Source organism: Roseococcus sp., assembly GCF_965227005.1.
Classification (GTDB): Bacteria; Pseudomonadota; Alphaproteobacteria; order Acetobacterales; family Acetobacteraceae; genus Roseococcus.
This window is the reverse complement of the sequence record NZ_CBDDFJ010000037.1, coordinates 321808-335639: the sequence shown is the minus strand read 5'-3', so window position 1 is coordinate 335639 and position 13832 is coordinate 321808. Positions and strand designations below refer to the sequence as shown.

Genomic DNA, 13832 nt, shown 5'->3' with positions numbered 1-13832 from the left:
CGTTTTCCGGGCCTGACGGCGACAGAGTCGCGGCGCATTCGATCGCGCCGCCAGGTTAGCGCCGCCCTCAGTCCCGCCCGAGGATCTCACGATTGTGCTGCCCCAGCCGGGGTGCCGCACGGCGCGGGAAAGGCCGGCGCCGGTTGAAGGACAGCGGCAGGCTGACGACCTTCGGCCCGCCCTCCGGCAGGTCGCGCAGTAGGCCCACCGCCGCCATCTGCGCGCTCTCCGTCACCTCGGCGATGTCGTTCACCGGCCCGCTTGGCACGCCGACCGCATCGAGCGCCTCCAGCCAGTGATCGCGCGGCTTGGTCACGAAGGCGGCGGCGATGAGCGGGATGAGCGCGGCCTTGTTGCGCACCCGGTCTCCCCCTTTGGCGAAGCGCGGATCCTCGGCCCATTCGGGATGTCCCAGCACCTTCGCCGCCCGCGCGAAGAAGCGGTCATTGCCGGCGGCGAGGCAGAGCGGGCGGTCGGCCGTCTCGAAGGTCTGGTAGGGGACGATGACGGCCGCGCCGGTGCCGTGGCGCTTGGGGATGTCGCCGGTCGAGAGATAGGTGTTGATCTGCCCCTCCACCCAGAAGGCCGCCGTCTCAAAGAGCGACGAATCCACCAGGCAGCCCTTCCCCGTCTGGTCGCGCCAGCGCAGCGCCGCCAGCGCGCCGATGGTGATGAACAGGCCGGTGGCCTTATCGTTGATCGAGGCGCCGCAGAAGGTCGGCGGGCCGTCGGGCTGGCCGGTCACGCTCAGCATGCCGCCATAGGCCTGGAGCAGCGGATCGAAGCCCGGCTTCATCTTCATCGGTCCCTCGAAGCCGAAGGCCCAGATCGAGCAGTAGATGAGGCGCGGGTGGCGGGCGAGCATGGCCTCGGGCCCGATGCCGATCTCGTCCACCACGCCCGGGCGCAGGTTCTGGATGAGGATATCGGCCGTCGCGCAGATCCGGTGCAGCGCCTCGATGTCCTCGGGATTCTTCAGGTCCAGGGTGATGGACCGCTTGCTGCGGTTCTGCCCGTGGAAATAGAGCGAGGTCACGCCGTCCGGTCCGTAGGGAGGTCCCCAGAGGCGGGCATCGTCGCCGCCATCGGGTTTCTCGACCTTGATGACGTCGGCGCCCATATCGGCCAGCACCGCGCCGGCCAGCGGCCCCGCGAGCGCCTGGCCCACTTCGATGACGGTAATGCCTTCCAGCGGCAGATCCATGGACTTCCCTCGAGACGATTCTGATTCGGACACGTGCCGCCATTCCGGCCGCATTCCGGCGCATCGCGCAACCTCCGCCGGGATCGGGGGGCACTTTCCGGGTGCATCTGCCGCTTGTCCGGGCAGGTTCCGCCCTGCCCGGGCCGCGCGCCGAAACGATCGCAGACTTCCGACAACCTTGGCGGGGGCTCCGAGGTTAAGCTGCCGGCCGCCGACCCTCCGCGCTGCCCGATTCATTCCTCAGGAGCTTCCATGCGGATCGCCGCCGGCTGCCAGATCGCCTATGACTGCCCCCAGGCCACGCCCATGCTGCTGATGATCAGCCCCCATCCTTCGCGCGAGCCCGATCTGATCGGCCCGGCCGAGATCTCCTTCGACCCGCCCGTGCCCTGGCGCGCCTATGTGGACGGCTTCGGCAACCGCTGCACGCGCATCGTCGCGCCGCCCGGACGGATCACCATCTCGTCACGCCTCACCGTGAAGGATCCCGGCGCCTGGGATGCCCTCGCCCCCCATGCCGCGCATCGCCCGGTGCAGGAGGTGCCGGACGAATTCCTCGTCTATCTGCTCGGCAGCCGCTACTGCGATACGGACCGGCTCTCCAACACCGCCTGGTCGCTCTTCGGCGCGAGCCCGGGCGGCTGGGCGACGGTGCAGGCGATCTGCGACTTCGTGCACAACCACATCCAGTTCGGCTACCACCATGCGCGCGCCACCCGCACCGCCTCCGAGGCCTATGAGGAGCGGATCGGCGTCTGCCGCGACTACGCGCATCTCGCCGTCGCCTTCTGCCGCTGCATGAACATCCCCGCGCGCTACTGCACGGGCTATCTGGGCGATATCGGCGTCCCGCCCGTCGCCGACCCGATGGATTTCGCCGCCTGGTTCGAGGTCTATCTCGACGATCACTGGCACACCTTCGATCCGCGCAACAACCGGCCGCGCATCGGGCGCATCCTGGTGGCGCGCGGCCGCGACGCGACCGATGTCGCCATCGCCACGACCTTCGGCCCCTGCACCCTCACGAACTTCCAGGTCTTCACCGACGAGGTCGTGAGCTGACCCAGCCGGATCCCGAAGCCGTCACGGTTCTGAACGAGGGTGGAAGCTCGCCGATCGTCCTGATCTGCGAGCACGCCTCGAACCACATCCCGGCCCGCTACAACGGGCTGGGCCTGCCGCCCGCCGAGCTCCAGCGCCACATCGCCTGGGACATCGGCGCGGCCGATCTCGCGCGGCGGCTTTCCGCAAGACTGGATGCGCCGCTGTTCCTCGCCGGCTATTCGCGCCTGCTCATCGACTGCAACCGCCCGCCCGGCGCGCCCAGCAGCATCCCCCCGGTCAGCGAGGCCACGCTCATTCCGGGCAACCAGGATCTGACGCCCCAGGAGGTCGCGGAGCGCCAGGCGGCCTATTTCACGCCTTTCGCGGCGCGCATCGCGCGGTTCCTCGACCGGCGCGATGCGGCCGGGCGCGCCAGCACCGTGCTCGGCATCCACAGCTTCACCCCGGTCTTCCTCGGCGCGCGGCGGATCTGGCAGGCCGGCGTGCTCTATCGCGAGGCCACGACGCTGGGTGCCGGGCTTCTCGCCGGGCTGCGCGCCGACGCCGCTTTGACCGTCGGCGACAACGAGCCCTATCGCATCGACCTCAACGAGGACTATACGGTGCCCGTGCATGGCGATGCGCGCGGCCTCCCAGCCGCCCTGATTGAGATCCGCCAGGATCTTCTCGGCACCGCCCCAGACATCGAGGAATGGGCGCGGCGCCTCGCCGCCATCCTGTCCCGCCTGCCCTAGGCCATTGCTGGCCCAGGCTTTGCCGAGACGGCGCCCGCCGCCTCGGCGCATTGCGTTCGTGCCGTGACGTCCCGCGGCGAAGCCGGGACAGCTCGCCTCAACCCCCTCGCTCCGGACGAGGCACAGGAACTGGACAGATCATGGTCGTGAAGAATCAGGCAAAGCCCGCGGCCGCGCCGAAGGCTCCCGAGCCCGTGGTGCTCCCCGAGGCGGAAGTGGCGGACATCGCCAAGCGGCACCGGCTTTCCGTCGCGATCGTGAAGGAGATCGTCCGTCGCGTGGGCACCGGCGAGCGCGCGGCGATCGAGCGCGAGATCAAGAAGGGCATGGCCCGCCGCTGAGCCGGCCCTGAAGGGGCCCAGGCCTCAGCCCAGCCCCGCCGCCAGCCGCAGCACCACGATGAAGTGGCAGGAGGCCGCGGCCAGCACGAAGCCGTGCCAGATCGCGTTCTGGTACGGCATCCGCTTCGAGACATGGGCGATGACGCCCAGGCTGTAGAGCAGCCCGCCCGCGCCCACCAAGGCGAGGTCCAGGCCCTGCATCGCCGCCAGCATCGGCCCGATGGCCACGATCCCCGCCCAGCCCAGCAGCAGATAGGCCGCGATCGCCGCGCGCTCGTAGCTCCCCGGCTCGAAGAAGAGCTTGAGCGAGGCCCCGACCAGCGCCCCCGCCCAGACGAAGCCGGCCACGCTCCATCCCCAGCCGCCGCCGATGCCCAGCAGCGAGACGGGCGAATAGGTGCCCGCGATCATCAGGAAGATCGCCGCATGGTCGAAGCGGCGCAGCAGCTGCTTGCGCGGCCCCTCCGCGGCGAGGTTATAGGCGGCGGAGCAGCCCAGCATCGCGACCAGCCCGGCGGCGTAGAGGCCGATGGCCGCCAGGGCGATCCCGTTCGCGGTCCTCGGCGTCACGGCCACCAGCGCGACGCAGGCGATCACGGAAGCGGTGACGCCCAGGACGTGGATGCAGGCATCGGCGAGGAGCTCGCCTGGCGGGACGGACGGCCGGGCGATGGAATTCGTCATGGCACAACATGTCGATATCGATCCGTGATGGACAAGGGTGCACGCTTGCCCTGCCCCATCCGCCGAATTCCACGACCCTCGCTTGGGCCGGCGCGCGAGGCGCTCCGTCATTTGTATGATTTTCGCCTATTCTTCGTTCTACTGAATTCGAGCGATCATGTTCTCAGGCCCAGATCGACCACTGATGCTCTCTCGACACAGGCCTGCGCCAAAGACCCAAGCTGGATCAACTGCGGCTTGCATTGCCGTCGAATCGGCTATCATCATAAAGAATATAATTTACAGTAATTATCAGGCCTTAAAGAGTTGAGCCGGGGGACGGACTTGATGCGGAAGTCTAGGACGGTCTCGGCACGCCAAGGCACGGTAATCGCGGCAATCCTGGCGCTCTCCGCGACGGCTGGTCTGGCGCAGGTCCCGCCGCCCGGCATCATCCCGCCCGGCGGCACGCCCATCCCGCAGCTCGCCCCGCTCAACCTGCCCCGCGTCGGCCCCGGCCTGGACGCGCCCGCCGCCGCCCGCCCCGCCGAGGGCGTGACCGGGCAGGCGGCGGTCGGACGCGTCACCTTTCTCGGCGCCACCGCCTTCACCCCGGCCGAGCTCGAGGCTGCCGTCGGCGACGTCACCGGCCCGGCCGTGCCCATCGCCAATATCGAAAATGCCCGCGCCGCCATCGTCACGCTCTATCGCGAGCGCGGCTTCGCCTTCGTCACCGCCGACGCCAATCTGGGCCCCGATGGCACGCTGCGCTTCCAGGTCGCGGAGGGCTTCATCAGCGAGGTCCAGCTCGACGGCGATGTGGGCCCCGCCGGCACTCAGGTGCTGCGCTTCCTGAACCGGCTGGTGAACGTCCAGCCGCTCGACGTCGCGACGCTGGAGCGGCAGCTGCTGCTGGCGCAGGACATCCCCGGCCTGACCGTCCGCACCGTGCTGCGCCCGTCCGGGACCGCGCCGGGCGCGCTCTCGCTGGTGGCGCAGCTCTCGCGCCGGGCGGTGACGGGCTATGTCACGGCCGATAATCGCGGCCCGCGCTTCTCGGGCCCCGAGCAGGGCCTGGCCGCGGTGCAGTTCAACTCCTTCACCTCGCTCGGCGAGCAGACGGAGCTGGCGCTGTTCTACGCGCGCGCCACGACGCAGATCTTCGGCCAGGCGAGCTGGCGCGGCTATATCGGCGGGTCCGGCCTGCAGGTGCGGCTCTACGCCGGACATGGCACCTCCAACCCCTCCGGCGTGCTGCGCAGCCTGGGCTATGAGGGCGATTCCACCGTGGCTGGCGCCTCGCTCTCCTATCCGATCATCCGCCGCCGCTCGCAGACGCTCAATCTCGTCGGCGCCTTCGATACGATCGACAGCCAGATCTGGGTGGACGGAACAGGCGGACAGCGCGCGCGCCTTTCGCAGGACAGCCTGCGCATGCTGCGCGCCGGCGCCGACTGGACCACCTTCGATCTCTTCGCGGGCGAGAGCCGGCCGGCCACGAATTTCATCAGCCTGCGGCTAAGCCAGGGCGTCGGCGGTTCGGTCGGACGCAACCCCTCGCGCCTCGGCGCCAATGGCGACTTCACCAAGCTGAACGGCGAGGCCACGCGCACCCAGGCGCTCTTCTCGCCCTGGGCGGGCGCGCTGATCTCGCTGCAGGGTTCGGTCGCGGGGCAATGGTCCAACGACATCCTGCCGCTGGCCGAGAAATTCTACATGGGCGGCAATCGGCTGGGCCGGGGCTTCTATGCCGGCGAGGTGACGGGCGACAGCGCCATCGCCGTCTCCGGCGAGGTGCAGCTTTCCACCACGCATGAGCTCAGCGCCTTCGGCGTCGGGCTCAGGCTGGCGCCGACCTACTACCTCTTCACCGATGCCGGCTGGACCTTCGAGAACCAGCCCGCCGACCCCGACCGCCGCATCCACTCCTTCGGGCTCGGCCTGCGCATGCAGGTGAACGAGCGCTTCGAGGCGCAGTTCGAGGGCGTGCGGCGCGCCACCCGCCAACCCCAGGGCCCGGCCGTCCCGGCGCTGCACGAGGATGCGTTCTTCTGGCGCGTCCTCGCGCGTTTCTGACGGAGGATCGCATCCCATGATGGCCACCTCCCCGAAGACCCTCCGCGCCGCCCTGCTGGCCGGTACGGCGCTCATCTTCCCGGCGCTCGCCCAGGCTCAGCCCGCCGCCAACGCGCGTCCGCAGGGCGGCGCGGTCGTCGCCGGCTCGGCCACGATCGGCGGCGATGCCGGGCGCACCGTCATCAACCAGACCACCGACCGCGCGGCGATCAACTGGCAGAGCTTCGATGTCGGGCGGAACCAGGCCGTCCAGTTCCAGCAGCCATCCAGCAGCTCGATCACGCTGAACCGCGTGATCTCGCCCAACCCCTCGCAGATCGCCGGGCAGATCACGGCCAATGGCCAGATCGCCATCGTCAACCAGTCGGGCGTGGTCTTCCACCAGGGCTCGACGGTGAATGCCGCGGGCCTCGTGGTCTCGACGGCCAATATCTCCAACGAGGCCTTCATGCGCGGCGGGCGCATGAACTTCGACCAGCCCGGCCGCCCCGATGCGCGCATCGAGAACAACGGCACCATCACGGTGCGCGAGGCCGGCCTCGCCGCGCTCGTCGCGCCGCAGGTGGCCAATCGCGGCGTCATCCGCGCGCGCATGGGCCGCGTGGTTCTGGCGGGCGCCGAGACCTCGGTGGTCGATCTGCATGGCGACGGACTGCTCTCGCTCGAGGTCACCTCGCCCGTGCGGCAGGCGCCCACGAATGGCGAGGCGCTGGTCACCAATACCGGCACCGTGACGGCGACCGGCGGCACGGTGGTGCTGACCGCCTCGGCGGTGGACGGCATCGTGCAGGACCTGGTGCGCGCCGGCGGCCGCATCGCCGCCAATACCGACGCCGCCACGCGCCGCACCGGCCGCGTGGTGGTGACGGGCAATGGCGGCGCCGTGCGCATCGAGGGTCAGGTCAGCGCGGAGGGTCTCGCGGCCGGCACGCGGGGCGGCGACATCCAGATTCTCGGCGAACGGACGCTGGTGGATTCGACCGCGCGCGTGAATGCCTCGGGCCGCACGGGCGGCGGCACGATCGCCGTCGGCGGAATTGCCCCGCGCAACACCACGCGCCTCGCGCGCCGCACCGGCGTGGCTCAGGGCGCCGAGATCCGGGCCGATGCCACCGAGCGCGGGAACGGCGGAACCGTCGTCGTCAATTCGTCGGAGTACACCGTCCACGCCGGCACGATCTCCGCGCGCGGCGGCCCGCAGGGCGGCAATGGCGGCTTCATCGAGATCTCGGGCCAGCAGGGCCTGGCGATCATGGGCCGGGTCGACGTCAGCGCGGGGCCGAACGGAAGGGGAGGAACCTTCCTGATCGACCCGACCACGATCACCATCGTCGCCGATGGCGATCCTACCGTGAACACGTCCACCACGGACTTCACCGGCGCGATCCTGGGTTCCGCCAGCCCGCCGACGACCTCCGTCATCGCGGCCGGCATCGTCAACGACCCCATCTTCAACGGCTCCACCATCGAGCTTCAGGCGACGCAGACGATCACCGTCAACTCGGCGATCAACCGGACGAGCATCGGCGGCCTCACTTTCACGGCGGGGACGGACATCTTCGTCAACGCGCCGATCACCCTCGCCAGCGGCAACCTGACGATGACGGGCGCCAACATCACCATCTCCGGCGCGCTGCTCACCCTGAATGGCGGCATCTCGCTCACGGCCTCGGGCAACTTCCTGACCATCAACTCCCCGATGACGGCGGTCGGGGGCGACATCACCGTCACCGGCCAGGCCTCGGGGGGTAGCCTCGTCACCATTGCCGGCGCGGTGCAGACCCAGAATGGCAACATCTCGCTCTCAGCCGAGGGCGAGGGCGGCACGCTGTTCATCAACGCCCCCGTGACGGCGGGGGGGGGCAACATCACCCTCACCGGGCGGTCCTTCACGACCGGCATCCAGCTCGGCGCGTTGGTCCAGGTCGACAGCACGCACCTCATCACCACTCAGGGCAGCATCGCCACCTCCAACACCGAGGGGCGGTTCGTGGGTGGCGCGCTCAATGTGACGCAAACCGGGACCGATACCGAGCTGCTCAACGACAACAATGTCCTGGAACTGCGGGGCATGGACTCCACCGGCGCGAACCGGTTCCGCAACGTCGGATCGCTGCGCGTCACGGGCAATGTCGGCAACGGCTCCAACGCCTATGCCAGCATCGATGTCGTCGGCGGCGACCTCACCATCGCGAGTGCCGTCGGCGGGGGGGGTGGCTTCGGCAACGTGGACGGCGCGGTCGCGCTCCTGCGCGCGTCGGGAAACATCATCCTCGGGAGCGGAGGCAGTGTCAGCGCGCCGAGCATCCGCATGCAGGCCGGCTACGACTTCACGGCCGGCGCGCCCAACCCGGCCGCTGCTGGCGGCATCCAGCTCGCGGGTTTCATCTCCGACTTTTCCGGAAGTTCCGGCGCCGCTGTGGAACTGGCCGCGGGAACAAGCGGCATCATCCAGACCAGCGGCGAACTGGCCGCCGGGCAGCTCAACATCGTCTCCGGCGGCAACGTGGTCCTGGCCTCTGGCGAGGGCGGAAACCCGGTGGACGTCCTCGGCACCTCCACCATCGCCGGCGACCTGACCTTCTATGGGCGCGGCAACTACGCGAACGACATGACGTTGCAGGGCACGATCCGTGTTGGCGGGACGACCACCATCGATATCGCCAACGGCTCCCTGCTCCAGACGACCGGGTCGAGCCTGATCACGCCCACCCTCGCTGCCCGCAGCTATTTCAACAGCATCACGCTGATGGGCGACAACCAGATCGGCACCATCACGCAAATGATCGGCGAGGGCAGCGCTTCCGTTCGGAACACGCAGTCCCTTCGCATTACCGGGGCCTTCGAATCGCGCAGCGCCGCCGCCGTCATCGATGTGGTGGGCGGCGACCTCGACATCACCTCGACGGGCCATGTCATCGGCGATGGCGGCGTGCAGATCCGCGCCTCGGGCTCCATCCGCACGGAAGCCGGCAGCTATGTCGAGCTGGAGCCGAGCTTCAATCCGCAAATCTCCCTGCTCGCGGGCTTCGACTTCACGAACGGCTTTCCCAATTCCAGCGCCAACGCGGGCATGACCCTCGGCGGACGCATCGGCTCGTTGAGCGGGGGCGATTTCATCACCCTCGCCGCGGGGCTGGGCGGCATCCGGCAGACCGGCGGGCAGATCCTGGGCAGCACGCTCTCTGTCCAATCCGGCGGCGACGCGCTGCTGAACGGCGCCTCGGCGAGCCTGCCGAACCGCATTTCATCGCTGACGAACATCTTCGTGCCCGGCGACTTCGCCTTCGACAACGGGGTGAGCAATTTGGCGGTCGGCACCTTCGGCAGCCCCTTCACCGGACAGAGCTTCGCGATCCGCACCGCCGGCAACGTCGTGCTCAACATGCCGATCAATGCGACGCAGCGTGCCACCTTCCGCGTGGGCTCGCTGACCATATCCCCGCCTTCCTCCGGCCCGGCTCCCGGTATCACTGCCCCCCTGGTGGAGATCGCGCCCGACGCCTCCGTGGGCATGGCGGTGTTCCCCGGGCCATCCTCGCCCCAGCCCTTCCAGGTGACGGCGGGCATGCTGGGCAGGATCACGGCGGGCACGCTTCGCCTCGGCGCGACCACCTTCGGCGGCGTGACGACCACGACGGCGAGCGAGATCAGCTTCGCCAGTTCCTACAGCTTCCCCGGCACGCTGGACGTCCGGGCCACGGGCAACATCTTCCAGGCCCCGGGGACGGTCCTGACCCTCGGCACGCTGGCCGGCGCGGCGGGTGGTTCCCTCCAGCTCACCGAGGCCGCCAACGTCCTGCCGGTCATCGGCGATCTCTCGGCCGGAACCACGCTCGCCTTGGTCACGACGGGCAGCCAGTCGCTGACCGGGACGCTGGCCGCGCCCAGCGTCTCGCTCAAGACGGGCGGCACGCTGACGGAAAGCGGCGCGGGGCGGATCAGCGCCGGCACGCTGGCACTGCAGACGGCCGGCGCCGCCACGCTGGCCGGCGCGAACGCCATCGACCGCCTGGCCGCCTCCACCATCGGCGGCGACTTCCGGCTCACCAACACCTCGAACCAGCTGAACATCCCGGGCGGCAATCTCGTCAACGCCGCGGGCTTCCTGAGCATCGGCCAGACGGGCGACCTGGTGGTGGACGGCACGGTGAGCGGCACGGCCACCTCCCTGCTCGCCAGCGGGCGCCTGCAGGTGAACGGCAATTCCGCCATCGCCCGCACCGGCAACCTAAATATCCAGTCGAGCGTCTTCGGACTGAACGGGCTGCTGCAGGCCCAGGGCGAGATCCGCATCAACGCGACCAGTTCGGCGAACCTGGCCGGGACCGCCAACGGATCGCTGCTGACCGTCAACTCGCCCAGCGTCACCTTCAACGGGCTGAATGCGGCGAACACGCCGGTCCAGCTCTTCCTCGGAACGGGCGGCACCACCACAGGCACGCTGAGCGCCAGCGCCCTCAGCGTCTTCGGCGGGGCGAGCGCCAACCTCTTCGGCAGCATCGGGGGCATCGCCGACGGGTCGGCCGCGGCCAAGGGACAGCGCGGCACCGCGGGCGGCACGCTGCTGGCCGAGCCGCTGCCGCGCCCGACCTCCTACCTCTTCAACAACTGCGCGATCGGCGCGGCGGTCTGCACGCCGGTCGTGCCCGCTGCCTTCCAGTTCACCCCGTTCTTCGCGACGGCGGTGAATCCGGGCAGCCAGCTCGCCGCGCTCGAAATGGCCGCCACGATGGCGCAGCAGCTCCGCCCGCCCGTCCCGGCCTTCTCCTTCCGCCTCTACCGCGACCGCTCGGAAGAGGGTGAGCTCGCGCCCCCCAACGTCCGCGGCGAGGATTTCTGAGCATGATGCGCGCCAGCTTCCTCGCTTTGCTTGCCCTCGCCGGGTGCAACGCGCCGCCGCCCTCGGCCTATGTGTCCGAGCCCTCGGGCGGCGGGGCCGGCATGCTCGCCCTCGGCGCCACGGCGAGCGGCGAGGAATGCCGGATGTCGCGCTCCGGCCAGGGCGGCGACGTCTGGTGCGGCGAATGGTCCTCGCCCAGCGCGCGCGTGCGCCCGGCGGTGGGAACGACGCCGATGCAGGCCGCCGAGGAGGCCCGCGCAGGCCTCGCCAGCCGGCTCGACTGCGCCGCGCCACGTGCCAGCACCGCCCTCGGCGGACTGCCTGCCGCGCTGATGGATTGCCGGCGCCGCGCCGGCGGCTGGCCCGCCTTCGCCATGACGGTGCAATCCGGCAGCCAGATCTGGCTGGCCGAGGGGGTCCTGCCGGCCCAGGCGGCCGCCGAACGCGCCATCGGCGTGGCCTCGGGCCGGATCGCGGCCGAGGCCGCCCCCCTGCCCTCGGCCGCCATCGACCAGATGGCCGCGCGCCTCGCCCGCGAGGCCTTCTCCACCGGCGATATCGGCCGCTACGAAAGCCTGATGGCCATCGGCCGCGACGCCAACCAGGCCGAGCGCTTCGTCGCCGCGGAGACCGCCTATCGCGCCGCGCTGTCCCTGCAGGAGCGCGCGCTGGGCGCCCAGGCGCCGGACCGCTTCCTGCCCATGCTCTATCTCGCGCTGCAGCTCTCCAACCAGGGCCGCTATCCCGAGGCGGAGGCCTTCTTCAACCGCGCCGCCCTCCTGGTGCCGCGTGCGTCCGAGCCCCTGGCCAGTGCCCATCTCGCCCATTATCGCGGCCTGCACGAGGCCAATCGCGGCCATCACGACCGGGCGCTGGCGCTGCTCGCCCAGGGCGGCGTGGGCTATGCCCGCTGGGTGCCGCCCGAGCTGCGGGCCGGGATGGGCGGCGCCCAGCCCTCCGTCGACCCATTGGTGACGCGGGCGCTGATCGGCCTCATCGAGACCCGCCGCAACACCGCGGCCGTGCTGCGCGCCGCCGGCCGCTACGCCGAGGCCGAGACGACCGCGGCCGACGCCGCGCGGCTCTCGCTCGCCGCCAACGGCACCTCCAGCGGCAATGACGTGATCGCCGCGCGCATCGCCCGCACCGAGGGGGCCGTCGCGGCGGGGACCGGACGCAGCAGCGCCGCCGCCAGCGATTTCGGCCGCTCCGCGACGCGCTTCGCCCGCGGCATTCCCCGTTCGCGCCCGCTCGCCGAGACGCTGCTGCTGCGCGCGGCGAACCTGTCGCCCTCCTCGGCCGTGGGGCCCTGCCGCGAGGCGGCGGCCGTGCTGCGCAATCTGCGCGAGGGCACCTCGCCGCTGCGCATCGCGCCCTGCGTGGACGCCTTCATCGCGCTGGGCACGCCGGAAGGTCTGGCCGAGGCCTTCGAGGCCGCGCAGCTCGGCCAGGGCGGCGTGACCACCACGCAGATCGCCACCGCCGCCGCGCGCCTCGCCGCCGGCGCGCGCAACCCCGCCGTGGCCGAGGCCCTGCGCCGCCGCGACGAGGCGGACCGCCTGCTCGCCACCAGCTATCGCGAGCGCGACGCGGCCGCCGCCGAGGGCCGCGACGTCGCCGCGCTCACCGCCCGCATCAACGAGGCCGAGGCCGCCGCTGCCGAGGCCGATGCCGCCGCGCAATCCGCCGCGCCTGGCTATGGCCAGCTGGTGCAGTCCGTCGCCTCGGCGGCCGAGGTGCTGTCGGCCCTGGCGCCGGGCGAGGCGCTGGTCGCGACCACCCAGCCGCCCGACCGGCGCGGCTGGACCTTCGTGCTGCTCGACGGAAATCTGAGCGTCGGGCGCGTGGGCGCCGATACGGCCGAGATCACGGCGCTCGTCGCGCGGATCCGGGCCAGCACGGAATCCGGCACCTCGCGCCGGCCCTTCGAGGCGGGCGCGGCCTATGCGCTGCACCAGGCGCTGTTCGGCGCCGTCGCCGAGCCGATGGGCCGGGCGAGATCGATGGTCGCGCTGGCCGAGGGGGCGATGCTCTCGCTGCCCTACGGCCTGCTCGTGACCGCAGCGCCTCCGGCGCCGCTGGGCCACGAGCGCGTCGCCTTCCTCGTCCAGAAGATGCCCGTGACGCATGTGCCCGCCGCCGCGAGCCTCGTGACGCTGCGCCGGGCGGGCAATTCCGTCGCCACGCGGCCCTGGTTCGGCTTCGGCGATCCGCGCCCGGTGCCGGCCGCCTTCGCCGCGCGCTCCTTCCCCGCCGAGCCGAGCTGCGGGCAGGGCCTCTCCAGCCTCGCCCGGTTGCCGGCGGCGGAGATCGAGCTCCAGGCGGCGCAGCAGGCCATGGGCGCGACGGCCGCCGAGCGCCGGACGGGCGATGCCTTCACCCTCTCCTCGGTGCGGGCGGCCAACCTGCGCAACTACCGCATCCTGCATTTCGCGACCCACGGCGTCCTGCCCGCCGAGCTGACCTGCCTGACCGAGCCCGCCATCATCGCCTCGGCCGGCAACGGCCCCACGGCGACGCAGGCGCTGCTGACGGCGGGGACCATCCTCGACCTCAACCTCGATGCCGATCTGGTGGTGCTCTCGGCCTGCAATTCGGGCGGCGGCGCGGCGGCGGGCGAGAGCCTCTCCACCCTCGCGCGCGCCTTCTTCTTCAGTGGGGCGCGCGGGCTGCTGGTGACGCATTGGTATGTGAACGACGTGGCGGCGGCGCGCATCGCCTTCTTCACGCTGGAGAATATCAAGAAGGGCGATGCCCCGGCCGAGGCGCTGCGCAAGGCGCAGATCGGCCTGATGGGCACCGCGGGCCAGGGCCATCCCGCCCTCTGGGCGCCCTTCGCGATGATCGGCCCGGGCCCGGCGGCCCCGGTGCGGACGGCGCGCGCGGGATGAGCGGACCGGGGCGCT

8 protein-coding genes are annotated in these 13832 nt (G+C 71.0%); 6 read left to right on the top strand and 2 right to left on the bottom strand.

Going from position 1 to position 13832, the window contains the following annotated elements; all coding sequences use genetic code 11:
• Window positions 1-67: 67 nt before the first annotated feature.
• Window positions 68-1204, bottom strand: a complete 1137-nt coding sequence (locus ACO057_RS21335; RefSeq protein ID WP_421995263.1) for a CaiB/BaiF CoA transferase family protein — start codon at window positions 1202-1204, stop codon at window positions 68-70.
• A gap of 252 nt (window positions 1205-1456) precedes the next feature.
• On the opposite strand from ACO057_RS21335, the gene ACO057_RS21330 reads away from it, so the two are divergent.
• The 3 genes from ACO057_RS21330 to ACO057_RS21320 all read left to right on the top strand — a co-directional run bounded on the left by ACO057_RS21330 (window position 1457) and on the right by ACO057_RS21320 (window position 3344).
• The gene (locus ACO057_RS21330) at window positions 1457-2266 is read left to right on the top strand and encodes a transglutaminase-like domain-containing protein (protein ID WP_421995261.1); all 810 of its coding nucleotides are present in this window, start codon (window positions 1457-1459) and stop codon (window positions 2264-2266) included.
• Complete coding sequence (locus ACO057_RS21325; protein ID WP_421995564.1) at window positions 2218-3003, top strand: N-formylglutamate amidohydrolase; 786 nt, start codon at window positions 2218-2220, stop codon at window positions 3001-3003. The genes ACO057_RS21330 and ACO057_RS21325 overlap by 49 nt, the downstream gene beginning before the upstream one ends.
• A 140-nt stretch (window positions 3004-3143) precedes the next feature.
• Window positions 3144-3344: a hypothetical protein gene (locus ACO057_RS21320; protein WP_421995259.1), complete on the top strand. Its 201-nt coding sequence runs from the start codon at window positions 3144-3146 to the stop codon at window positions 3342-3344.
• 24 nt (window positions 3345-3368) lie between these two features.
• On the opposite strand, the gene trhA is transcribed toward ACO057_RS21320, so the two are convergent.
• A complete protein-coding gene (trhA, locus tag ACO057_RS21315) occupies window positions 3369-4028 on the bottom strand; it encodes a PAQR family membrane homeostasis protein TrhA (protein ID WP_421995257.1) in 660 nt (219 codons plus the stop codon).
• A 327-nt stretch (window positions 4029-4355) separates the two neighbouring features.
• Here trhA and ACO057_RS21310 point away from each other — a divergent pair, with 327 nt between their 5' ends.
• The 3 genes from ACO057_RS21310 to ACO057_RS21300 are packed head-to-tail and all read left to right on the top strand — an operon-like array spanning window position 4356 to window position 13817.
• Entirely contained in the window at window positions 4356-6083 is a 1728-nt protein-coding gene (locus ACO057_RS21310) for a ShlB/FhaC/HecB family hemolysin secretion/activation protein (protein WP_421995255.1), read from the top strand.
• Between the two features lie 16 nt (window positions 6084-6099).
• Window positions 6100-10926, top strand: coding sequence for a beta strand repeat-containing protein (locus ACO057_RS21305; RefSeq protein WP_421995253.1), 4827 nt, complete (start codon window positions 6100-6102; stop codon window positions 10924-10926).
• A gap of 2 nt (window positions 10927-10928) precedes the next feature.
• Complete coding sequence (locus tag ACO057_RS21300; protein ID WP_421995251.1) at window positions 10929-13817, top strand: CHAT domain-containing protein; 2889 nt, start codon at window positions 10929-10931, stop codon at window positions 13815-13817.
• The last annotated feature ends 15 nt before the right edge of the window (window positions 13818-13832 follow it).